Origin of the sequence: Janthinobacterium sp. 17J80-10 (genome assembly GCF_004114795.1) — a bacterium.
GTDB lineage: Bacteria > Pseudomonadota > Gammaproteobacteria > Burkholderiales > Burkholderiaceae_D > Paucimonas.
On sequence record NZ_CP035311.1, the window covers coordinates 1,145,336 to 1,167,525 of the forward strand.

Sequence of the window (22,190 nt, forward strand, 5' to 3'; positions counted from 1 at the left end):
AGGGCGGTTTCGCCTTTATTCATGCACTTGAATATTTTTTGCTGCGACTGCAAATTCCGCTTGCAAAAATCACTGTTTGTTTATACAGTACTGTTTCACCAGCTGAAAGCGCACATCCCGATGCTGTTTCTGCATCCGGTGTTTTGTGCAATGTTTTGTATGTAAGCAGGCAAGCCGCAAATTCGCTGCACTTTTGACAAACGATTATTGCCAGCCATTTTCGAAAGAGACCTATGGACGACAAAAAGTACGCCCCCAATCTGGACAAGAGCAAAGCTCTGGCTGCCGCCCTGGCGCAAATTGAAAAGCAGTTCGGCAAGGGTTCCGTGATGCGCATGGAAGACGGCGCAGTGGTCGAGGAAGTGCAAGTGGTCTCGACCGGTTCGCTCGGTCTGGATATTGCCTTGGGCGTTGGCGGTTTGCCGCGCGGCCGCGTGGTGGAAATCTATGGCCCGGAATCTTCCGGCAAGACGACGCTGACGCTGCAAGCTATTGCTGAGATGCAAAAAATTGGTGGCACCTGCGCCTTTATCGATGCCGAACATGCGCTCGACGTGACGTATGCCCAAAAGCTGGGCGTCAACCTGTCGGATTTGCTGATCTCGCAACCGGATACTGGCGAGCAAGCTCTGGAAATCACCGATGCGCTGGTGCGTTCGGGCAGCGTGGACCTGATCGTGGTCGACTCGGTGGCGGCCCTGACGCCGCGCGCCGAAATCGAAGGCGAAATGGGCGATTCGCTGCCGGGCCTGCAGGCGCGCCTGATGTCGCAAGCCTTGCGCAAGCTGACCGGATCGATCAACCGCACCAATACCCTGGTCATTTTCATTAACCAGATCCGCATGAAGATCGGCGTCATGTTCGGTAGCCCGGAGACCACCACCGGTGGCAATGCGCTGAAATTCTATGCCTCGGTACGCCTGGATATCCGCCGGATCGGCTCGGTCAAGTCGGGCGATGAAGTGATCGGCAATGAAACCAAGGTCAAGGTTGTCAAGAACAAGGTGGCCCCGCCGTTCAAGGAAGCGCATTTCGACATCATGTATGGCGAAGGCACATCGCGCGAAGGCGAGATCATCGATCTGGGCGTGGAAGCCAAGATTGTCGACAAGTCGGGCGCCTGGTACAGCTACAATGGCGAAAAGATTGGCCAGGGCAAGGACAATGCACGCAATTTCTTGAAAGAAAATCCGGCGCTGGCGTACGAGATTGAAAACAAGGTGCGCGCTGCCTTGGGCGTGCCGCTGCTGCCACCGGTCAAGGGTGCTGAACCAGCTCCCAAGAAAGCTGGCAGCAAGGACAGCAAGGACAAGGAAAGCAAGGAAGTAGAATAAGGCCGCCGGGGCTGCCCGCGGGACTACCCTCAAAGCCATGGCACTGCCCATGGCTTTTTTCATTCATTCTTGATGGCAAAACTGCAACTAAGCTTGAAGGGACGCGCCTTGCGTTACCTGTCCATGCGCGAGCATAGCCGGCTTGAACTCGCCCGCAAGCTGGCGCGCTATGCGCAAGAAGGCGATGATATCGACGCCGTGCTGGATGTGCTGGAGGCAGCCAAATTGCTGTCCGAGGCCCGTTTTGCCGAATCGCTGGTGCATCGCCGTGCTGCGCGTTTCGGTAACCAGCGTATTCTGACGGAACTGCAAAGCCATCGGCTCGGCGACGAATCGCTGGCCGGCATTCGCGAACAACTGGCCGGCGACGAAGCTGCACGCGCCCGTGCCGTGTGGCAGCGCAAGTTCGGCCAGGTGGCGGCGGATGCCGCCGAACGCGCAAAACAGATGCGATTCCTGCAGCAGCGCGGTTTTTCTCATGAAGCGATCAGGGCGGCCATGCGTGCCGTCAATTTGGAAGAAGACTGAGCCGACTCATCACGCTAATGTTTGCCGCCGCCACCCTATATTGCCCCGGAAGACGGACTTGCCGTTACCTTGCCGGCGGCCTGCCGCCGGCAGTAATAAATACGAAATACGAGACTGGCGGTGCGATAGTCACTGTGCTACACTTTTTCAGCTTTTTTTCAGCCGTATGTCGGATGGTCGCCGCGGTCAACGCGGGATTGTCATGCATGCGGCATTAATTTTGCCAATCTGCCGCCGCTGCTAGTTACCCTTGAGCTCCTACAGTCTCCTGACTTGCATAACTTTCCAACGGAAGTGGGCAAAGGCGTCGCATGCGGGGAAACTTGGCGTTCACGCCACCGCAGCAGTAACAGCCGGTATCAAATTTACTTTATCACCAAGCGTCTGAAGGGAAGTTCGCATGAAAATCCATGAGTATCAGGGCAAAGAAATCCTCCGCAAGTTCGGTGTGACCGTGCCGCGCGGCATTCCGTGCCTGTCCGTCGATGAAGCCGTCAAGGCTGCCGAAGAACTGGGCGGTCCGGTCTGGGTCGTCAAGGCACAGATCCACGCCGGCGGTCGCGGCAAGGGTGGCGGCGTCAAGGTCGCCAAGTCGCTCGAACAAGTCAGGGAATATGCGAACGCCATTCTCGGCATGCAACTGGTCACCCACCAGACCGGCCCGGAAGGCCAGAAGGTGCGCCGCCTGCTGATCGAAGAAGGCGCTGACATCAAGAAGGAACTCTACGTTTCCATGGTGACCGACCGTCTCAGCCAGCGCGTGGTGCTGATGGCTTCGAGTGAAGGCGGCATGGATATCGAGGAAGTCGCTGAAAGCCACCCCGAACTGATCCACAAGGCCGAGATCGACCCGGCGCTGGGACTGACTGACGCGCAAGCCGATGACATCGCCGCCAAGATCGGCGTGCCGGCCGCATCGATCGCCGATGCTCGCGCGCAACTCCAGGGCTTGTACAAGGCTTACTGGGAAACCGATTCGTCGCTGGCCGAAATCAACCCCTTGATCCTGACCGGTTCCGGCAAGGTCATCGCCCTGGACGCCAAGTTCAATTTCGACTCCAACGCCCTGTTCCGTCATCCGGAAATCGTTGCCTACCGCGACCTGGATGAAGAAGATCCGGCGGAAGTCGAAGCTTCCAAGTTCGACCTGGCTTACATTTCCCTCGACGGCAATATCGGCTGCCTGGTCAATGGCGCCGGCCTGGCCATGTCCACCATGGACACCATCAAGCTGTTCGGCGGCGAGCCGGCCAACTTCCTCGACGTCGGCGGCGGCGCCACGGCCGAGAAGGTGACCGAAGCCTTCAAGATCATGCTGAAGAATCCCGGCCTGAAAGCCATCCTGGTCAACATCTTTGGCGGCATCATGCGCTGCGACGTGATTGCCGAAGGCGTGATCACCGCTTCCAAGGCAGTCCAGCTGGGCGTGCCGCTGGTGGTGCGCATGAAGGGCACCAACGAAGATCTCGGCAAGAAAATGCTGGCCGACTCCGGCCTGCCGATCATCTCGGCCGACACCATGGAAGAAGCCGCGCAAAAAGTTGTCGCTGCGGCCAACGGTAAGTAAGAGGAAAATCACATGTCGATCCTGATCAATAAAGACACCAAAGTCATCACCCAGGGCATTACCGGCAAGACCGGCCAGTTCCACACCCGTGGCTGCCGCGACTACGCCAATGGCAAGAACGCCTTCGTCGCCGGCGTCAACCCGAAGAAAGCCGGTGAAGATTTCGAAGGCATTCCCATCTACGCCAGCGTCAAGGATGCCAAGGCGCAGACCGGCGCGACCGTTTCCGTCATCTATGTGCCACCCGCCGGCGCCGCTGACGCAATCTGGGAAGCAGTCGAAGCCGAACTCGACCTGGCCATCTGCATCACCGAAGGCATTCCCGTGCGCGACATGCTGATGGTGAAGGACAAGATGAAAAAAGCCGGCAGCAAGACTTTGCTGCTCGGCCCGAACTGCCCTGGCCTGATTACCCCGGAAGAGCTGAAAATCGGCATCATGCCCGGTCACATCACCAAGAAGGGCCGCATCGGCGTGGTGTCGCGTTCCGGCACCCTGACCTATGAAGCCGTCGGCCAGCTGACCGCCCTGGGCCTGGGCCAGTCGTCCGCAGTCGGCATTGGCGGCGACCCGATCAATGGTCTGAAGCACATCGACATCATGAGAATGTTTAACGACGACCCGGATACCGATGCCGTCATCATGATCGGCGAAATCGGCGGCCCGGACGAAGCGAATGCTTCGTACTGGATCAAGGAAAACATGAAAAAACCGGTGGTCGGCTTCATCGCCGGTGTCACCGCTCCCCCGGGCAAACGCATGGGCCATGCCGGCGCACTGATTTCCGGTGGTGCCGACACTGCTGACGCCAAGCTCGCGATCATGGAAGAGTGCGGCATCAAGATCACCCGCAATCCTTCCGAAATGGCTCGCCTGCTGAAGTCAGTGCTGTAAAAGACTTGTTTTAGGCAAGCCTTCGGGTTTGTCTGGCATGTGACGGGGAGCTGGCGCTCCCCGTTGTCGTTTAAAGTTAATTTTTGCTCAATACTGACAATGCCGCTGATTTTTAGGTATGATTTCCCCTAGACAATATTGAAAGTATTTTTGTGACTTTTGCCATCCCTTCGCGGGGGCCATGCGCCTGAGCTGCCCATGGCCTACCACGTATCGCTAGAGAGCGTTGCCAAGACGGATACCGGCATGGTGCGATCGCACAATGAGGATTTCATTGCGATCAGCCCCGAGCATGGCTACGTCATCCTGGCCGACGGGATGGGCGGCTACAGCGCTGGCGAAGTTGCCAGCAGCATTGCGGCGACCGTTGTACAGGAAATGCTTGAAGAGCAATTGCCGCACCATTTCAAGGAATGGAGCCGGCAGAGCGACAAGCAACTGCTGCAACTGGTACAACAATCGGTTGTACGCGCCAATACCTCCATTATCGATGCTGCCGAAAACGAGCCGCAATTCCACGGCATGGGCACGACTATCGTGGTCGGGCTATTCCAGCAGGATCGCCTGATCCTGGCCCATGTCGGTGATTCGCGCGCATATCGCTTGCGCGATGGCGTACTGGACCAAATCACCCGCGACCATTCGTTGCTGCAAGAGCAGATCGATGCCGGGCTGATCAGCCCGGAAGCAGCGCAGCATTCACCCAACCGCAACCTCATCACCCGCGCAGTCGGCGTCGATCGGGAACTCGACGTGGAAGTGCACGAACATGCAACCCGCGTTGGCGATATCTATCTGCTCTGCTCGGATGGCCTGTCCGACATGCTCACCAGTGAGCAGATTGCCGCCACCCTCATCGAATTCGGGGCCGACCTGGAATCGGCTTGCGGCACCCTGGTCCAGCGCGCCAATACCCATGGCGGCAAGGATAATATTTCGGTGATTCTGGCGAAGGTGGTAGCAGTGGATGTTAAAAATGAAAGACTGCTGGACCGGGTGTTGAAGTGGGTGCGGTAGCAGCCTGATTCGTTGGTAATTAACGACATTGCATAGGTGAAAGTATTGATCCTCTGACGTATGATGGCTGACTTCGAAAAGAAAAGTCACATTTCATGAACGTCATCGCGGTTGTCGGATTGGGATATGTAGGGTTGCCATTGGCGGCGGCGTTCGGCAAACGCCAGCCAACGATAGGCTACGATTTGTCGGCGGAAAAGATCCGGCATTGTGAAAATCACCGCGATCCCAGCGGCACGGTCACCCAGGATGAATTGCGGGCCGCCAGCAAGCTCAAATTTACGACCGATGCTGCCGCACTGGCGGAAGCGGACTTCATCATCATCGCGGTACCGACGCCGATCGATGCGGCGCGCCATCCAGATTTCAGTCCCCTTATCAGCGCCAGCCGCGATGTCGGCCGTCACATGAAGCGCGGCGCGACTGTCATTTTCGAATCCACCGTTTATCCCGGCGCCACCGAGGAAGTCTGCATCCCGGTGCTGGAACAGGCTTCCGGCAAAAAGTGGAAAGCTGATTTTCAGGTGGGCTACTCGCCTGAGCGGATCAACCCGGGCGACAAGAATCACACCCTGGTCAATACGATCAAGGTAGTGGCCGGTGACAGTCCAGAGTGCCTCGAGCAGGTCGCACAGTTATATGAAAGCGTGGTCAGTGCCGGCGTCCATCGGGTCTCGTCGCTGCGGGTGGCAGAAGCTGCCAAGGTAATCGAGAATACCCAGCGCGACCTCAACATCGCCCTGATGAACGAGCTGGCAGTGATATTCAACATGCTCGGGCTGGATACGCTGGAAGTGCTGGAAGCCGCTGGCACCAAGTGGAATTTTCTGCCGTTCCGGCCTGGACTGGTCGGCGGACATTGCATCGGGGTCGACCCTTATTACCTGACTTACAAGGCCGAGATGGCCGGCTATCATCCGGAGGTGATTCTGGCCGGCCGACGCATCAATGACGGCATGGGCAAGTTCATCGCCGAGCAAACAGTCAAGCAGATGATCCAGGCGGGTAGCCAGATCAAGGGCGCCAGGGTGAATGTGCTGGGGATTACCTTCAAGGAAAATGTGCCGGACTTACGCAGTTCGAAGGTGATTGACCTGATTCGGGAGCTGGAGTCCTATGGGATTGAGGTGCTTGTGCATGATCCGGTGGCGGATGCGGAAGAAGCTCATCGTGAATACGGGGTCAGATTGTCCGCTTGGGAGGATTTGCCGCGCGCGGAAGCACTGGTGGTGGCTGTCGCGCACCGGCAGTTTATGGAGCTTCCTATGGAAGATTATTCAGCCAAGGTGGTGGACGGCGGTTGCCTTATCGATGTGAAGGCCAAGTTTGACGCAGCAACGTTGCGTGAAGCTGGGCTAAGGGTTTGGAGGTTGTAAAAAATGGCAAATCACGCAAGCAAGGACTTTCTGGTATTCGGTCAGCCAAAAATTGAGCAGCCTGAGATAGACGAAGTCGTTGATTCGATGCAGAAGGCCTGGCTGGGCACTGGTCCCAAGGTAGCGCAATTTGAACAAGATTTTGCCAGATACAAGGGCGTTGATCATGTCGCCGCACTGAATTCATGCACTGCGGCCTTGCATTTGAGTTTGCTCGCTGCTGACATTGGGCCAGGCGATGAGGTAATTACGACGCCAATGACTTTTTGTGCCACCGTGAATGCAATCATCCATGCCGGGGCTACACCAGTTCTTGCGGATATCGATCCGGATACGTTTAATATTTCTCCCGAGCGGATTAAGGAAAAAATCACGTCAAGGACGCGTGCGATAGTGCCCGTGCATTTTGCGGGTAGGCCATGCAACATGGAAGCGATAATGGCGATAGCGCATGCAAATGGCTTGAAAGTGATTGAGGACTGTGCACATGCCATTGAAACTGAATACCACGGCCGAAAGACCGGCACATTCGGTGATTTCGGTTGCTTCAGCTTTTATGCCACTAAAAACATCACAACGGGCGAGGGGGGGATGGTGATCGCTCAGCGTGAAGAGGATATCGAGCGGATAAAAGTACTTGGATTGCATGGCATGAGCAAGGATGCCTGGAATCGATTTGGTGACGATGGTTATAAGCACTATTATGTCGTCGAATCCGGATTCAAGTACAACATGATGGATTTGCAAGCCGCCATCGGCATTCACCAACTTAAAAGAATTGAGTCGAACTGGCACAGACGTAGTCAAATTTGGTCGCAGTATATGCAAGCTTTTGAAGGTTTACCATTGGGCCTTCCTGCATGTGTTGAGAAGGATACTCGCCACGGATACCACCTATTTACTGTTTTGATTGACCAAGAAAAGGTGGGCATCTCTCGTGATCAATTCTTAAGCCATATGACTGAGAAAAGTATCGGTGTGGGCGTGCACTACCTTAGTTTGCCAGAGCATCCTTTCTACCAAAAATCCTATGGATGGAAAACGGAAGATTATCCTAACGCTGCATTAGTTGGTCGTCAGACAGTAAGTTTGCCAATTTCCGCAAAGTTGACGCAGCAGGATCTGGATTATGTAATTCAGTCTGTGAAAAATGCGATTAATTTTTAAACGCTTACGGAATTGTCTGCATCAACTCATAACGCTAGAGTCAAAAACGAATCTAAAGAAATATTGGCGGAATCGTGCAAGGCAATATGGTAAGCGCAGCGTTTTAAACTTGGCGCATTCCGACGAGGAGTTTGATGAAGTAACTGAATTTCAAAAGCAGTTACTTTTTCCTTTGCTGAAAGCTGAATTGACAGGCAATGAAAATTTATTGCTTGATTTTGGTTGCGGTCCAGGGCGATTTACTGCCGGACTTGCTGATCTAATTCACGGTAAAGCAATAGGTGCCGACATAATCGCGGATTTGTTAGCACTTGCGCCAAAGGACGAATCAGTTTCGTATCAGCTCATTGAGGAAGATGCTTTACCTTTCCCGGACTGCGCATTTGATGTTGTATGGTCGTGCCTGGTATTGGGAGGGATACCAGACAATCGAATTGCTAGGGCCGTTGCAGAAATCAATCGGGTCTTGCGCCCTGGAGGTATATTTTTCTTTGTTGAGAATGCCGCCAAACTGGACAACACAGCATATTGGACATTCAGGAGCGAAGAGACCTATGTCAAGCTGGCAGAATTTTGCAGTCCAGGAATCGTTGGAAGCTATTTAGACATGGGGCAGCAAATAGTTATTTTTTCCGGGAAAAAGCGATGAGTAACTCCGCAGCAAAAAATATTGGCATCGCTCCGGCTGGATACCACCAACTGTATTACGCAGATAGGGATTGGCATTCTTATGCATCATTGCTTGCAATGGTGGTGAAATACTCCGAACCCGGCCCAATTCTTGATTTGGGAGCAGGGTGTGGCTATTTTGTTGAAGCAGGAATGCAGTGGGGACTTCAATGTGTTGGTATTGACGGGGCTCATGAGGCAATAGAATTGGCCACGAGTCGAGCCCCAGAGATTGACATCAAGCTGCATAAATTGAGTGAACCCTTGCCGTTTCAAGATCACTCCTTTCAGACAATCGTCATGAACCAGGTAATTGAGCATCTGGAGCCAAGCGTATTGGAAATGGCATTGCTCGAAGCATTTCGTGTATTACGGCCTGGCGGGACAATTTTGATTTTGTCGCCATCTGCAGCCAATAAAAATGAGTGGGACGCCGATCCAACGCATATAAATCTCCTTTCCCCGAGCGAGCTTAGAAACGTATTGGTTAAGTCTGGCTTTGAAAAAATTATCCCATTTGATAATTCATTAAACCTCCTGGGGAATAGTCGGTTCGCTAGAGGGATGATGTATGTACTCTTTAAATTACTAAAATTGGATATGTTGAGTGCAACAGCCAATGCCGTAGCATACAAACCTCGTGCGGGAAATCGATAGAACAACAACGGCCCAGTCAGAGATCGGCATATTTGCGTCTACCGGAACAAATCTCTTGGGCTTTGAATTGGTGTTGGTATTTAGCAGTGCTGTTATCTAAACGAAATAAGATTAGATACGTCATTAAGTTTTACGAAAAAGTTTTGCACCATTCGGCTGCCAGCACGGCAAAACATTTGATTCGAGATTCCCATTTATATTGATCCCTTCTATGGTTCCGCTGCTTTATCAAAGCTGGCAATTTCCAAAGATTTTCTTCTGGACTGTCACGAATCGCTTTCGGTAAATATTCAGCTTACCAGCAAAATATGAGTTCACTGCGCCAACAAACCGTATCCGGATTGAAATGGATGTCGCTAGCGCAATTTAGCCGACTTGCAGCCCAAATATTTGGGACTTTCGTATTGGCGCACATTCTATCTCCATCAGATTTTGGCCTCATTGCCATGGCATCGGTATTTATTGGCATTGCCAATCTCTTTCGTGATTTCGGTACGGCCGCCGCGATCATTCAGAAGCAGGAGCCAAGTCCGCAACTGCTTGATTCGGTTTTTTGGCTAAATATTGCTATTGGTTTGGGACTTGCGCTATTGGGCAGCTTGTGTGTTCCGTTAGTGGCGCTATGGTTCGGTAGTCCAAGCTTGAACAACGTATTGTTGATCCTGCTGCTTAGCTTTCCAATTACTAGTTTGGGCATAGTGCAGCAAGCACTACTGGAAAAAAAATCTCACTTCCGTTCTATCGCTCTCATTGAATCGTTTTCGGCTTTTATCGGTCTGGCGGCAGCAACCTTGTTGGCTTTCGCAGGATGGGGAGTGTTCAGCCTGGTTGCTCAGACTTTGGTTATGTCGGCGCTTAATACAATCGGCTTTTGGTCCTGCGCTAAGTGGAAGCCGAAATTGAGAGTGGATATCAGTGAAATACAAAAAATATTTAGCTTTAGTGGAAGCTTGGTAGGATTTAATGTGGTGAATTATTTCATCCGCAATGCAGATAATTTACTCATTGGGCGTTACCTTGGAGCGACTGATCTTGGTTATTATTCAATGGCTTATCGTTTAATGCTTTGGCCATTGCAGAATATTTCAAATGTAATTGGACGAGTATTATTTCCTTCGTTTAGTCAGCTGCAGCAAGACAAAAAAGGGCTTGCTGAAGGATATATTTATTCCACAGCAGCTATCACATTATTGGCTGCTCCATTAATGTTGGGATTTTTTGTGCTGCGTGAATCATTTGTTCACATCGCATTAGGGACACAATGGAGAGCGGTTGTCGGCATCCTCATGTGGCTTATTCCGGTAGGGTTGCTGCAGGCGATCGGTACCACGGTGGGAACGCTATATCTGGCCACGGGACGTACTGATATATTATTCAAATGGGGAATTGCAGCTTCTTTTATTGTAATTCCGGCTATTGTCGTTGGATTGCAGTGGGGATTAACGGGTGTTGCAGCAGGATACTGTATGGCTTCATTCGTCCTCTTTTGGCCATCATTGATGATCGCACTTCGGCTTGTCGGGCTAAAAGTGAATCATCTGATTATAAAAATAATGCCAACAGTTATTGCGGCAGTGCTAATGGCTTTATTGGTTTCCATACTGAATAGTCTTATTCGGTTTGGGCCGGAGTATGAGTGGCTGCGTTTAATTTTACTGGTTGGCGTCGGTGTTATTGCGTACATTGCACTTATTTGGATAACGCAGAAGTCATTTTTTCGTGAAATTGTTCGAGCAGTAGCTAACCGATAAAATGAATAAAGAAATTACTGTTGCACATAGTGTCTCAAGCTGGTTGCCGCAAACGCAAACGTGGTTGTTTAACCAGATCCGCTATCTTCCAAAAGAAATAGTAAATCATGTGATTTGCGAATTTACTGAGAATCTCGACCAGTTTCTGATCCCTAATATTCATTGCTTATCCAATGAGGCTCCCTTTCGCTACTATTGGGACAAAATTTTAATTAAGGCAAGGATTCGACATCATCTAGGTTATCTCGCCCTTAAGTCACGTCAACATAACATTAATATTCTTCATTCCCATTTTGGATACAGTGGCTGGCAGAATTTAAACGTCGCAAGAACAAATTCAATTCACCATGTAGTGACTTTTTACGGTCTTGACGTCAATAAGCTCCCGGTCCTTTTTCCTCAATGGAGGAAAAGATACGCGACGCTTTTTCGAGAGGTGGATCGTGTCCTGTGCGAGGGCGCATTTATGGCGAACTCCATAATAAACTTGGGATGCCCCGCTGAAAAGGTCGCTGTCCATCACCTGGGAATTGAAGTTGATTTGATTTCTTTTAGGCCCAGGGTGTGGAATCCTGGTTCGCCATTACGTGTATTGATTGCAGCGTCATTTAGGGAAAAAAAAGGTATTTCTTACGCAATTGAGGCATTGGCCCGGCTAAAAGGACAGATTCCTCTGGAAGTTACGATAATTGGTGATGCGGGCCGGGACTCTGCAGAGCAGGAAGAAAAGCGCAAAATTCTTAAGACGATTGATAAACATGGTCTGAATTCCTGTATCCGGATGATGGGATACCAGCCTCACTCGGTGTTATTTTCTGAAGCCTACAATCACCACATTTTTCTTTCGCCCAGTATTACAGCTTTAGACGGCGATACGGAGGGGGGCGCGCCAGTAACGCTCGGAGAAATGGCTGCAACAGGAATGCCGATTGTCAGTTCTTTTCATTGCGATATCCCGGATGTCATTAAACATGGAATAACTGGCAGATTGGCAAATGAACGAGATGTAGACGAGTTGGTATCCCAACTGAGTTGGTATATTGAGCATCCTGAAAAATGGCATAGCCTTCTGGTGGCGGGCCGGCAGCACATGGAGTCTGAATATAATTCCATCACTCAAGGCAATAGACTCGGCGCGATATATGAAGAATTGCAAAAATAGCTATGAGAATATTTGATGCTGCTAGACAGATAAAACGATCGCTGAGAAAAGCAATGTTTCGAGGCAGTCGGTATTATTGCCCGATTTGTCGCGCTAGCTATTCTCGTTTTCTGGATACAGGGAATCCGGTGCGAAAGGCAGTCAGATGCCCAGGATGCGATTCATTGGAGCGACACCGGTTACTTTGGCTATGCCTGGAATACCTGGAAGGAAAGCAGGTGCTGAGACAGTGCGGACGTATGCTTCATGTTGCCCCTGAAGCATGCCTGACAAAGAACTGGAAAATACTATACAAAGACTATGTCACTGTTGACCTGTTCGCCCAAAACGTGAAAGTCCGGGCAGATGTCACAGAATTGTGCTTTCCGAATGCGTGCTTCGACGCTATCGTTTGTAACCATGTCTTGGAGCATGTGCCAGATGATGCCAAAGCTCTGGCGGAATTGTATCGAAGCCTCAAGCCAGGAGGCTGGGGCAGCATTCAAGTCCCGGTTCTCGGTGAGATTACCCAGGAAGACGCTTCGGTCACTGATCCTGCAGAACGATTGCTGAAATTTGGTCAATCTGACCACGTCAGGCAATACGGGGCGGATTTCAAGCAGCGATTGGAGCAAGCTGGATTTATCGTCTTGGAAATTTCAAAGACTGAATTCCTGGATTCGGAAGCAGGGCAACGGATATCAGCTGAATGCGAGAATGGGGTAACGTTGGTCATTAAGCCAGTAATTGAAAACAAAGATCCTTTTCAAGAATGTAAATTCTGAGCCTTATGCAGCCCATTCAACCGTTAGTAAGCGTCATCATCCCGACATTCAACCGAGGCAATTTGATTGCGCGCGCTCTGCATAGTGTGTTACGGCAAACATATCAGAACTTGGAAGTTATTGTTGTGGATGATGGGTCAACGGACGACACTGAGGCAGTTGTAGCTGCGATAGGTGACCAGCGGATTCGCTATTTAAGAAGCTCAACCCGCTTGGGAGCCGCAGCCGCTCGTAATATTGGCATCGCTGAGGCGCGAGGGAATTTCATCTCGTTTCAGGACAGCGATGATGAGTGGCTGTGCCAGAAGCTTGAAAAGCAAATGGATGCTTTTTTGTCCGCCGGCGAGGACGTGGGCGTTGTCTTTTCTGGATTTTTCAGACTTCAGGGGAATAGAGCAAATTATTTTCCGGCAAAGGCTCAACAAAGAAAAAATGGACATATTCTTGATGTCCTACTTTATGAAAATTTTATTACGACTCAGTCTACAGTCGTAAGGAAAGAATGCTTTTCAGCGGTTGGGGCATTCGATGAGAAAATGCCGCGATTGCAAGACTGGGAGCTATTCATCCGCATTGCAAAAAAATATAAGTTTATCTGTATTCAAGAGCCTCTGTTATGCGCTTTTCATTCAAGTGAAAGCATTACTGCGGATAAAACTTTGTTGCCCTTGGCATTTCGCAGGATATTGACTAATCACTTTGAGCTTTACTCTCAGCGTAAATATCAATTGGCGCATTTTTATGTGATGATGGGCAAGGCTGCTTGGGAGGCGGGTGGCATTCTTGACGGATATTTAAATTTTCTCTCAAGTTTACGCATTGCGCCTTTTAGCTTGCAAAACTGGCGTCAAATATTATCAGTTACGCTCGGAAGCGTATGGTTGAAAATTAAACAGAATCGGGCGATTAGTGCAGGGCGACATGTATAGAACAATTCGACCGGGACTGCTATCGGGCTCCGTGCAATGAAAATTTCAGTGGCATTATGTACCTATAACGGATCACGCTATCTTCATTCTCAACTTGAGAGTATTGCTGCGCAAAGCAGGCTGCCTGATGAGTTGGTGATTTGCGATGATGCCTCTACTGATAAAACTGTTGAGATAATATCTGGGTTTTCTCAAAGGGTGCCATTTCCAGTTCGGCTTCAAGTTAACCCGGTAAATCTTGGATCAACTGCAAATTTTCAACAGGCGATCCTGATGTGTACTGGAGATATCGTCGTTTTATCTGATCAGGATGATATATGGCTGCCATCGAAGTTAAGCTTGATGGAGCAGGCATTTGATAAAGATGAAGCGGTTGGAGCTGTCTTCTCAGATGCGACATTAGTCGATGAGAATTTGCAGCCGTGGGGACGCACCATGTGGGAACATGTCGGCTTCACCTCAGGCAGTCAAGAAAAATGGACGCGAGGTCAACGCCTGGATGTCTTGCTTAAACACGTAGTCGTGACCGGCGCAACTCTCGCATTCAGAAGTCGTTATCGCGAGTTGCTTTTGCCTATACCCACAAAGTGGATACATGACGCTTGGACGGCATTGCTGATTTCCGCGTGTGCTAAGGTTGAATTAATACGTGAGCCGCAGATTCTGTACCGTCAGCATATGCAAAATCAAATTGGTGCGAGAAGAGCTCATTTATTTGCAAGGATAACTGAAGCACTGAACCTCAATCGAGCAAATTACTATGGCGATGAAATCGCACGTTATTCATGTGCCAAACAGAGGCTTGCGCAGTTTCCTGAAGTGATTTCGCCACAGTCTCTATCGCAACTTGACGCCAAGCTTGGGCATCTGCGTTATCGAGCCTCCTTGCCCAAGTGGCGTTTGCTAAGATTGCCGTTTATTCTGGTAGAGCTATTAAAGTTAGGTTATTGCAAATATTCATTCGGATGGCAAGTGGCGATCAAAGACTTGCTCATTCCGTCTTCCGCCTCGAACGCGAGCTAGTTTTATCAATGACAGGGATAAAGCCTGGCTGACAGAAAATCAAGTTACTTTCGGCATGCCATGCCTAATCAGCATTCTGAGTTTGTGTGGGATCAGGGTGTGCGTTTTGAGAAAATCACGAATGCCAATAGCGCGTCCAGTCTGTATTTGCCGGCGCAATTGCCTCAGGCGAGCGCGCTCCCGCCATAGTTGGATAAAACAGTTCAGATAAATATCCTTCAGGATTTTTGTTTCCATCTTGATGAGTGCCAGTAAAACTCCCTCAAACATCAGCAAGGTGAAATGCAACGGCAAGATCGCATACAAGAGCGGTGGCGGGTAAGTCAGCGCCATGACATAGGTCTTGTTGCGTTCACTTAATGCCCGACGTTTGGCGCTGGTGACCAGCTTATTTCCTCGAACCTTACCACCGCCAAAGCTTGCACCAACCCAGTGACGAAATCCAGAGTTGGTAAGGGCGCGCACCGGATACCCTTGTAGTCTTGCTAGGGAACTTAAATACATATCTTCAGCCATGCTGCCAAACCATTCAGGAAATCCACCGAGGGATATCCACAGGCTTCTCGGTATCCAGAAGCAAGCGCCGATGATCATGCCGACATCGCTACGTTGCGGATCAAGATTGGGAAAGGGATTTAAGAACGGGTCAAATAAACTGCCCCGGTCTATCAGCATGCCTGTAGTCGCATCATATTGCGGTAAGCCAAGTACGCTTGGCTGAGCGCACGACTGTGCCTCTTGAAACAGTATTCCAATCGCATCAGAAAAAAGCTCAGCGTCATTATTCAGGAGCAGTAAATACTGCCCCTTGGCTTTTTCAGCCATTCGGTTGTTGGCGACACAAAAGCCGACATTGGCTGAGCTTTCAATCACGACAACTTGGGGATAGTGCGTACGGATATGCGCAACCGAACCGTCGGTTGAGGCATCGTCATGAACAATAATTTCAATACTGAAGGAAACATCCTGCTCCAAAACGGAACGCAAGCATGCATCAATATATGCCATGCCATTGTAGTTTGCGACACAGACTGAAACTACAGGTGGCGACTCATCCATGATCTTTAAGCCAATGCCATGTGCGCCGAATGCCATCTTCCAGTGTTACGGCAGGGCGCCAGTCAAGTTCGGATGCAATACGTGATATGTCAAGAACGACTGCACGGACATCCATGCTACGCGCAGGCCGATAGATAACATCCAATGGTTCGCCGCAAACATTTTTTGCAATTGCCAACACCTGATTGAGTGAATATCCGATGCCGCTGCCGACGTTATAGGTGACACTTCTCGGTGGGGCGTTTAGTACCGCTTCAATCGCTTGCACTATGTCGTCGACATAAATGAAATCCCGCACACTTTCTCCGTCGCCCCAGATTTCCAGGGTTGATCCGTCAAGAATATGCTGTAGTATCGTGCGCACCAGTCCAAACCCAAGGTTTAATTTCTGGTCCGGGCCATAGGCATTGGAGGGGCGGAGAATCGTGACAGGGTGGCCAGCTATCCGAAATGCATTTAAAAATGCTTCGGCGGCCATTTTGCCTGCACCATGATAAGAAAGAGGCGAGAGCGTAGTGGATTCCTGAACGGGAATCTGGGCAGGGTTTCCATACACGGTTCCACCAGACGAGAGATAAATGAGCCTCGTATCCGGCCAGTTTTCCAGAACTTCTAAAAGCTGTAGCGTGGACGTCAGATTTTCGATTTCGAGTGCCGGATGCCGGCCAGACGTGCCGGGCTTGGTAGCCGAGGCTAGATGTACGACCTTGTCGCATAGTGGGAGCAATTCTTCAAGCAAGGCCCTATTCCCTAGATCCCCCGCATGAACGGTAATTCCGGGTTCATTGATGAGCCCGAGCCCGGAAGTGCGCGTTATGACGTGTACATGCTGGCCCTGGCTTGCCAGTCGGCGCCGCAGCACACTCCCTATGAAGCCGCCACCGCCCAATAGCAGAATTCCGTTTCCGCGCATGCTCATGACGCCAGTAGTTTTAGATAAAGTGCTGCATAGCGGCTGGCACAATCATCCCAGTTGCCGATATGTTGTTTGGCCCAATTGCGCGAAGCATTCCCGATGACCTGGTTGAACTCCTGATTTTCCAGATGAACTAATGCGTCGTGGAAGTCTTGGCTGGACTTGGCAATCCATCCGGTCAGTTCGTGCTGAATTATGTCGCGGTGCGCAGCGATTTCTGATGCGATGACCGGCAGGCCCGCGGCCATTGCCTCAAGCATCACCTGCGGTCGTCCCTCGTCATGGCGGCTCAACGTGATAAGGCCGCTCGCCCGTGGGAACCAATTGTTCAACAATTCCTCTGGGTGCGTCGGACCGTGATACTGAACCCATTGCGGGATATCGATTTGTTCCTGCATCGGGCCGAATAAGTGGAGAACGCGATTTCCCCCGAATTTGCCGTCTCCCCACGCAAACAAGTCCCCTATTTTATTTGCGGTTAATCGCGTAATAGCGAGCCAATGATGAGTATTGTCGTTGGTGAACTGACGCTTCATTTCAAACCAGGCGTCGTCAACCCCAAATGGAACCGGCGTGACTTCGGCGACGTCGCCAAAAGCTCGTACCAACCTCGATGCCATCCAGGTCGAGTTAGGGGCTAGGATAGTGCGCCGTTGTTTGAAAACCGAGCGAAGCGCAGCTGTCATGCCAGGCAAGCGCAGTAGTCCAAAGTCCGTTCCCAATACGCTAATTAATGCGGGAGTGTTGGTTCCCCACAGTGGCAAGGCATTTTGCAGCCAGTTGACATGCGCTACGTCGTGGCCGTGAGTCCTGTAGGCATGACGCAATATCTTTAATAAATTAAAAACGGACCGACTGGCATCTATTGGGTGGCTTCGCAGCAAGTGCGCCACACCACCCCGTTGCGACATGCCTTGAAGCCAAGCTCTGTCAGAGTTGGATGTGGCATCCTGTACGCCTGCAGGCATTTCTCCTGGGGGGGCCCATAACGAGAGCTGAATGTCGGTCTGGCGACTGAGTCCGGTAACCAGATTGGCTATGAAGCGGCCACGCCAGTCCTGGCGGTTTGCCGGATACGAGGTGCTCGTCATGAGGACATTCAAGTTATTTCCCTTTATCTTCAGTGGTATCAATATCTTTGTAATGAAGGGCCGAAATTTGCTCGGATACGATACCGATTAAGAATGTCAGGATTGCTGAAATAAACAGCAAGGCGCTCATATTGGTAAAGCGGTTAAAGCTCAGGTACGTATAAAGATAATAAATTAGCCCTGTGATAAAAAAAGACCCGCTGATTGGCAAAAACAGCTTTTGCGGCGAATAGAGGGTGCCGATCTTAATAATGATCATCAGGAACCGTGCCCCATCCCGTATCGGACTAATATGGCTGCTGCCGCCAATTCGTTGAGGGGCATGAATGGGCACATATGCAACTCTGTAGCCAGCCCGGAAAAAGCTCATGGTTATGGTGGTTGGATAGGAGAATCCATTCGGCAGCAAATAAAGAAACTGCCGGAATTTCGAGGCGCGTACCGCGCGAAAGCCGGAGGTCAGATCGGCTATCGGTTGCATCACCATCCAGCTGGCAATGCGGCTGAACACATCATTTGCTACTGCCCTGTGGATTCCCGCTTGCGAGCCGGATTGTCTGCTTCCAACGGCCATATCGTATCCCTCACGAAGTTTCTCAAGCAGACGGGATATATCGTCAGACTTATGCTGGCCATCGGCATCCATGAAAATCAGGATATCGCCATTTGCGGCGCGCGCCCCGCTCTTGACCGCTGCGCCGTTTCCCATGCTGTAGGGATGCGAGACTACCTTGACCCGATACGACTGGCAAACCGCAAGAGTATCGTCGGATGAACCGTCATCCACAATAATGATTTCGGTATCAGGGTAAAGTCGTGTCAATTCCGGTAGCAGGGACTTGAGTGCAGTAGACTCATTTTTTGCAGGAAGGATAATGGATAACTTCTCAGCCATGGTTTTTATTTCCCTGATTCTTCTTTGCCATCTTGAATGCTGGCGATACGCTTTTCCTGCATATCCAACTTTACGGCATAGTGATGCGCGTTATCCAGCTGCCTTGCATAGTGGATTTGTTGCTGCGCCTCGTTTAATTGCCCCATATTAATCAAAAAATGGATGAGAGTGACATGAAACTCCAAATAATTGGGGGAGTTGTTGACAGCTTCGTACGCTGCAGTTGCCGAGGCTTGCTTATCACGTGCAAAGTTGAAAAGGAAATCGCTCCAGGTGAACAGCACCTGCGTTTTCGGTTTGCCTTTCAAGGTCGGATTACGTAGTGCTGCTTCTATCAGCGATTTCATTGCTTCGTTGGGGATCTTGCATTTACCCGCCGTCATGCATTTTTGTAGATTCGCCAATGAATTGCCGGTATTGGGCGAAAAAGGATTGCGCTCGATACGGCCCGCTAATGCACGTACCCATGCCTCTTCAATCGGAATGCCACGCTCCGCATTCAGTGCAATCAGCCTAAAGAGCCCTAATGTGTCCGCACGTGAAATCTCGGCGGCCTTGGCAAAATGTTCATAGGCGCGTCGATAAAACTCGTTGGCTTCGTCCTGCGTGGAAGCGGGCATCGCCGCATAAAAGGCCCCGAGATCGATATGTGAACGGATTGAATTTGGGTGGTGCTCGCTGGATTTTTCCTTCATCACCACCGGGTCGCTCCATTGATGGGCGCGCAAGAAGGTGATGCTTCCAAATAGCAGAACTATGGCGATGACCAGGCCGCGGCGCAGAAGCAGGCTTTGAATGTGGGCGTATGGGTATAGTAAATAATAAAACAGGACAAATAATAGACCGTAATCAGGCAAGTAGTTACGGTGCTCATGCACCAATTCGAGCGCGAGCACACTTGATTCAAGGCTATGGCCGATCAGGAAGAACAAAATGCCGAATGTTGCAACCGGATGGCGCTTCCGGAGCGCGATTGCGGCAATGGCGAGTGCGAATATGCCGGTGAGCGCAAACAAGGTGCTGACTGGCGCCAGCAAACCTCGGGAAATGGGAATGTCGTCATGGTACAAGCCCATTTCTGTAATGTCCGGTACAAAAATCAAACGTATGTAAAACCAGACGATTCGTGCCTCCGTCATCACACGGTCTGACAGCGTAAAGTCGCGTATGGCATACCCGCTTGTCAGGTGCGCCGGATTGCCTGCGATAAGAATCAAACATGCCATCAGTGGCGCAATGACAATGATGCCAAATAGCGCCATCAACAGGCGTTTGGCAAAAAGGTCGGGCGTTTGAAAGCGGAAAAAAACCAGTTCAATCAGGAATAGAAAGACCGGGAGCAATACGCCATTCTCTTTGCTGAAAATTGCCAGCGGAGTAAATACGGCAAAGCTGGAAACGATCCATATCCAGCCGGATGAGCGTTCCATGATGGAACGCCGCCCATAGACATACGCAATCAGGCCTAGCAAAGTAAACAGGGCAGCCAGGCTGGTCATTCTCTGCACGATATAGAGAACGCCGGTAAGATTTAGCGGATGCAAGAGCCAAACGGTCGCGACCGACAGGCTGACCCATCGTATGCAATTTATGTCCAGTTTGGCGCAATCGCGTTGGCGATAGGAGTTCAGCAATAAACTGGTCAGAATAAAAATGCATAGGCCATTCAACAAGTGAATGACGATATTGGTAAGCTTGAAGTAATACGGGTTAAATCCGCTGAAGTAATAATTGAGGGCGAAACTGAGCATGCTCAATGGCCGCCCTAGTTGCCCCGCCTCGCCGGAAAATGCGGCGCTCTGTAGTGCTTGGATATTGATTGACTCGATACGAAGCAGGTCATTGTTGACAATGTTGATTGTGTCGTCAAAGGTGAAATAACCTGCGGTGCCGGGAAAATATACCCATGCTGTCAGTATGAGGGAAATGAGTAAAGCAAACTGTGGCAATAATCTTTGCATGGCGTAAGAAAGAAAAAAAGGGTGCTTGCGCACCCTTTCTTATTACACGAGAAATACCTTAGATCTTCGGCAGGTATTTGGCGGTGACTGTGCCAGTAGTATTCGTCCAGGTCATGCCGGAGCCAGTCGTGCAAGTTCCGGTATAGATGATCGTTGCGTCTTGGGCCACTGCCGAACCAATTGCGTTGTATGTAATTGTGAGTTCAACCGTTGTTGCTGTCGGCGTACCTGTCACACCTACCGATTTGACATATTTGTTGTCGGTAACAGAGGTCGCTGTCGCTGGCAATCCAAAGAAGGCATTGGTGGCAGATGCCAAGGTGCCTTCACTGCAAGCAACGCCTGCAGCAGTCATTGCAGGAGAAGCCAGGCTTGGGCCCGCAGTAACTTTGGCTTTAACGGTGTAGTCCTGGTAAGCCGGAATTGCGACGGCAGCCAGAATGCCGATAATGGCAACCACGATCATCAGTTCGATCAGGGTGAAGCCTTGCTGGACCTTCTTCATATTCATTGCTTTCATTTGAAACTCCCTAGAGATGGAAATACAAAAATTTAATTGGTTGCGCATCAAATGAATCAGACTGGTCTGAATTCAGCGAGGCCTTGCCAATCGATAATTTGCGGCTTGCGCTTGCAATAACGCAATCTCCATGCCAGAAAATGCCCTGAGGAAATTGCTGATCTATATTAATGAAAGAGATAGAGGGCTGACAACTGAAAATTGATAAAAATCATATAGTTATCGAACTTTTGTATGATTTCTGCGAGGAAACTATTGAGTCGGTGGGTTGTTATTGAAATGAATGCCTTTGGGCTGGTGGTGACGGAATTTGTCAGTAAGTAACTTTGAAAGGTGGCGTTGCTGACAAAAATTGTCGGGTGAGAACTCTAAACTGCCGTCGCTTCCCAATTCCCTGACTTGCCGCCAGCTTTCTTGAGTACCTGTATTTCTCCCATCACCATTCCCCGGTCCACCGCCTTGCACATGTCGTAAATCGTCAGCAGCCCGACCTGCACGGCGGTAAGCGCTTCCATTTCCACGCCGGTCTTTCCAAAAGTTTCGACTTGTGCCGTGCAGCTGACACTGGAGGTGGCCACATCGGTATCAAACTCCACCGTTACCCGCGTCAATGCCAGCGGATGGCACAAGGGAATCAAGTCGCTGGTCCGCTTGGCCCCCATGATTGCCGCGATCCGCGCAATTCCCAGGACGTCGCCCTTTTTAGCGCTACCCGACTGGATGAGCGCCAGGGTTTCCGGCAGCATGCGGATCATCCCGCGCGCCACGGCGATGCGGTGCGTCTCATCCTTGCCGCCCACATCGACCATATGCGCCTGGCCCGCCCCATCGAAATGGGTGAGCGATGGTTTCTTGATTTCCATTGGTAACAAAATATGAAGTTTCTTGAACGATTCCTGAGTGCAGGTAT

The 22,190-nt window shown here is 50.7% G+C and carries 21 protein-coding genes; 14 read left to right on the forward strand and 7 right to left on the reverse strand.

Going from position 1 to position 22,190, the window contains the following annotated elements:
* The first annotated feature begins 233 nt into the window (after nucleotides 1-233).
* The 14 genes from recA (at nucleotide 234) to EKL02_RS05225 (ending at nucleotide 14,838) form a co-directional block, all read left to right on the forward strand.
* On the forward strand, nucleotides 234-1,334 hold the full coding sequence (recA, locus tag EKL02_RS05160; RefSeq protein WP_128901049.1) for a recombinase RecA: 1,101 nt from the start codon (nucleotides 234-236) through the stop codon (nucleotides 1,332-1,334).
* A 72-nt stretch (nucleotides 1,335-1,406) separates the two neighbouring features.
* Nucleotides 1,407-1,862, forward strand: a complete 456-nt coding sequence (gene recX, locus EKL02_RS05165; RefSeq protein WP_128901050.1) for a recombination regulator RecX — start codon at nucleotides 1,407-1,409, stop codon at nucleotides 1,860-1,862.
* Nucleotides 1,863-2,262: 400 nt separating this feature from the next.
* Entirely contained in the window at nucleotides 2,263-3,429 is a 1,167-nt protein-coding gene (sucC, locus tag EKL02_RS05170; RefSeq protein ID WP_128901051.1) for an ADP-forming succinate--CoA ligase subunit beta, read from the forward strand.
* Between the two features lie 12 nt (nucleotides 3,430-3,441).
* Nucleotides 3,442-4,323, forward strand: a complete 882-nt coding sequence (gene sucD / locus EKL02_RS05175; RefSeq protein ID WP_128901052.1) for a succinate--CoA ligase subunit alpha — start codon at nucleotides 3,442-3,444, stop codon at nucleotides 4,321-4,323.
* 198 nt (nucleotides 4,324-4,521) lie between these two features.
* Nucleotides 4,522-5,340, forward strand: coding sequence for a Stp1/IreP family PP2C-type Ser/Thr phosphatase (locus EKL02_RS05180; protein WP_128901053.1), 819 nt, complete (start codon nucleotides 4,522-4,524; stop codon nucleotides 5,338-5,340).
* A 95-nt stretch (nucleotides 5,341-5,435) separates the two neighbouring features.
* Nucleotides 5,436-6,716 carry a nucleotide sugar dehydrogenase gene (locus EKL02_RS05185; protein WP_128901054.1) on the forward strand — a complete coding sequence of 427 codons (1,281 nt, stop codon included), beginning with the start codon at nucleotides 5,436-5,438 and terminating at the stop codon, nucleotides 6,714-6,716.
* A gap of 3 nt (nucleotides 6,717-6,719) precedes the next feature.
* Entirely contained in the window at nucleotides 6,720-7,883 is a 1,164-nt protein-coding gene (locus tag EKL02_RS05190; RefSeq protein WP_128901055.1) for a DegT/DnrJ/EryC1/StrS family aminotransferase, read from the forward strand.
* A 109-nt stretch (nucleotides 7,884-7,992) separates the two neighbouring features.
* Entirely contained in the window at nucleotides 7,993-8,532 is a 540-nt protein-coding gene (locus EKL02_RS05195; RefSeq protein ID WP_164931952.1) for a class I SAM-dependent methyltransferase, read from the forward strand.
* Nucleotides 8,529-9,209, forward strand: a complete 681-nt coding sequence (locus EKL02_RS05200) for a class I SAM-dependent methyltransferase (RefSeq protein WP_128901057.1) — start codon at nucleotides 8,529-8,531, stop codon at nucleotides 9,207-9,209. Before EKL02_RS05195 ends, EKL02_RS05200 begins: the two co-directional genes overlap by 4 nt.
* A gap of 308 nt (nucleotides 9,210-9,517) precedes the next feature.
* Nucleotides 9,518-10,960 (forward strand): MOP flippase family protein, encoded by a 1,443-nt coding sequence (locus EKL02_RS05205; protein WP_128901058.1) that lies wholly within the window; start codon nucleotides 9,518-9,520, stop codon nucleotides 10,958-10,960.
* Nucleotide 10,961: 1 nt separating this feature from the next.
* Nucleotides 10,962-12,122: a glycosyltransferase gene (locus EKL02_RS05210; protein ID WP_128901059.1), complete on the forward strand. Its 1,161-nt coding sequence runs from the start codon at nucleotides 10,962-10,964 to the stop codon at nucleotides 12,120-12,122.
* 239 nt (nucleotides 12,123-12,361) lie between these two features.
* Entirely contained in the window at nucleotides 12,362-12,886 is a 525-nt protein-coding gene (locus EKL02_RS05215; RefSeq protein WP_206732452.1) for a class I SAM-dependent methyltransferase, read from the forward strand.
* Between the two features lie 5 nt (nucleotides 12,887-12,891).
* The gene (locus tag EKL02_RS05220; RefSeq protein WP_128901061.1) at nucleotides 12,892-13,815 is read left to right on the forward strand and encodes a glycosyltransferase family 2 protein; all 924 of its coding nucleotides are present in this window, start codon (nucleotides 12,892-12,894) and stop codon (nucleotides 13,813-13,815) included.
* Between the two features lie 36 nt (nucleotides 13,816-13,851).
* Nucleotides 13,852-14,838: a glycosyltransferase family 2 protein gene (locus EKL02_RS05225; RefSeq protein ID WP_128901062.1), complete on the forward strand. Its 987-nt coding sequence runs from the start codon at nucleotides 13,852-13,854 to the stop codon at nucleotides 14,836-14,838.
* A 39-nt stretch (nucleotides 14,839-14,877) separates the two neighbouring features.
* Here EKL02_RS05225 and EKL02_RS05230 read toward each other — a convergent pair whose 3' ends face one another.
* The 7 genes from EKL02_RS05230 to moaC all read right to left on the reverse strand — a co-directional run bounded on the left by EKL02_RS05230 (nucleotide 14,878) and on the right by moaC (nucleotide 22,143).
* Nucleotides 14,878-15,897: a glycosyltransferase gene (locus EKL02_RS05230; protein WP_164931953.1), complete on the reverse strand. Its 1,020-nt coding sequence runs from the start codon at nucleotides 15,895-15,897 to the stop codon at nucleotides 14,878-14,880.
* On the reverse strand, nucleotides 15,890-16,816 hold the full coding sequence (locus tag EKL02_RS05235) for an NAD-dependent epimerase/dehydratase family protein (protein ID WP_128901064.1): 927 nt from the start codon (nucleotides 16,814-16,816) through the stop codon (nucleotides 15,890-15,892). Before EKL02_RS05235 ends, EKL02_RS05230 begins: the two co-directional genes overlap by 8 nt.
* A complete protein-coding gene (locus EKL02_RS05240) occupies nucleotides 16,813-17,916 on the reverse strand; it encodes a glycosyltransferase family 4 protein (RefSeq protein WP_241687785.1) in 1,104 nt (367 codons plus the stop codon). Before EKL02_RS05240 ends, EKL02_RS05235 begins: the two co-directional genes overlap by 4 nt.
* Nucleotide 17,917: 1 nt before the next feature.
* Complete coding sequence (locus EKL02_RS05245; RefSeq protein WP_128901065.1) at nucleotides 17,918-18,799, reverse strand: glycosyltransferase family 2 protein; 882 nt, start codon at nucleotides 18,797-18,799, stop codon at nucleotides 17,918-17,920.
* Between the two features lie 5 nt (nucleotides 18,800-18,804).
* Nucleotides 18,805-20,760: a hypothetical protein gene (locus EKL02_RS05250; protein WP_128901066.1), complete on the reverse strand. Its 1,956-nt coding sequence runs from the start codon at nucleotides 20,758-20,760 to the stop codon at nucleotides 18,805-18,807.
* Between the two features lie 58 nt (nucleotides 20,761-20,818).
* Nucleotides 20,819-21,280, reverse strand: a complete 462-nt coding sequence (locus tag EKL02_RS18645; protein ID WP_277750577.1) for a pilin — start codon at nucleotides 21,278-21,280, stop codon at nucleotides 20,819-20,821.
* Nucleotides 21,281-21,648: 368 nt separating this feature from the next.
* Nucleotides 21,649-22,143, reverse strand: coding sequence for a cyclic pyranopterin monophosphate synthase MoaC (gene moaC, locus EKL02_RS05260; protein WP_128901067.1), 495 nt, complete (start codon nucleotides 22,141-22,143; stop codon nucleotides 21,649-21,651).
* Nucleotides 22,144-22,190 lie beyond the last annotated feature (47 nt).

Bases quoted from the DNA above. Each gene is read 5' to 3' on its own strand.
- recA (WP_128901049.1), top strand. From the start codon at position 234: ATGGACGACAAAAAGTACGCCCCCAATCTGGACAAGAGCAAAGCTCTG.
- recX (WP_128901050.1), top strand. From the start codon at position 1,407: ATGGCAAAACTGCAACTAAGCTTGAAGGGACGCGCCTTGCGTTACCTG.
- sucC (WP_128901051.1), top strand. From the start codon at position 2,263: ATGAAAATCCATGAGTATCAGGGCAAAGAAATCCTCCGCAAGTTCGGT.
- sucD (WP_128901052.1), top strand. From the start codon at position 3,442: ATGTCGATCCTGATCAATAAAGACACCAAAGTCATCACCCAGGGCATT.
- EKL02_RS05180 (WP_128901053.1), top strand. From the start codon at position 4,522: ATGGCCTACCACGTATCGCTAGAGAGCGTTGCCAAGACGGATACCGGC.
- EKL02_RS05185 (WP_128901054.1), top strand. From the start codon at position 5,436: ATGAACGTCATCGCGGTTGTCGGATTGGGATATGTAGGGTTGCCATTG.
- EKL02_RS05190 (WP_128901055.1), top strand. From the start codon at position 6,720: ATGGCAAATCACGCAAGCAAGGACTTTCTGGTATTCGGTCAGCCAAAA.
- EKL02_RS05200 (WP_128901057.1), top strand. From the start codon at position 8,529: ATGAGTAACTCCGCAGCAAAAAATATTGGCATCGCTCCGGCTGGATAC.
- EKL02_RS05205 (WP_128901058.1), top strand. From the start codon at position 9,518: ATGAGTTCACTGCGCCAACAAACCGTATCCGGATTGAAATGGATGTCG.
- EKL02_RS05210 (WP_128901059.1), top strand. From the start codon at position 10,962: ATGAATAAAGAAATTACTGTTGCACATAGTGTCTCAAGCTGGTTGCCG.
- EKL02_RS05215 (WP_206732452.1), top strand. From the start codon at position 12,362: ATGCTTCATGTTGCCCCTGAAGCATGCCTGACAAAGAACTGGAAAATA.
- EKL02_RS05220 (WP_128901061.1), top strand. From the start codon at position 12,892: ATGCAGCCCATTCAACCGTTAGTAAGCGTCATCATCCCGACATTCAAC.
- EKL02_RS05225 (WP_128901062.1), top strand. From the start codon at position 13,852: ATGAAAATTTCAGTGGCATTATGTACCTATAACGGATCACGCTATCTT.
- EKL02_RS05230 (WP_164931953.1), bottom strand. From the start codon at position 15,897: ATGGATGAGTCGCCACCTGTAGTTTCAGTCTGTGTCGCAAACTACAAT.
- EKL02_RS05235 (WP_128901064.1), bottom strand. From the start codon at position 16,816: ATGAGCATGCGCGGAAACGGAATTCTGCTATTGGGCGGTGGCGGCTTC.
- EKL02_RS05245 (WP_128901065.1), bottom strand. From the start codon at position 18,799: ATGGCTGAGAAGTTATCCATTATCCTTCCTGCAAAAAATGAGTCTACT.
- EKL02_RS05250 (WP_128901066.1), bottom strand. From the start codon at position 20,760: ATGCAAAGATTATTGCCACAGTTTGCTTTACTCATTTCCCTCATACTG.
- EKL02_RS18645 (WP_277750577.1), bottom strand. From the start codon at position 21,280: ATGAAAGCAATGAATATGAAGAAGGTCCAGCAAGGCTTCACCCTGATC.
- moaC (WP_128901067.1), bottom strand. From the start codon at position 22,143: ATGGAAATCAAGAAACCATCGCTCACCCATTTCGATGGGGCGGGCCAG.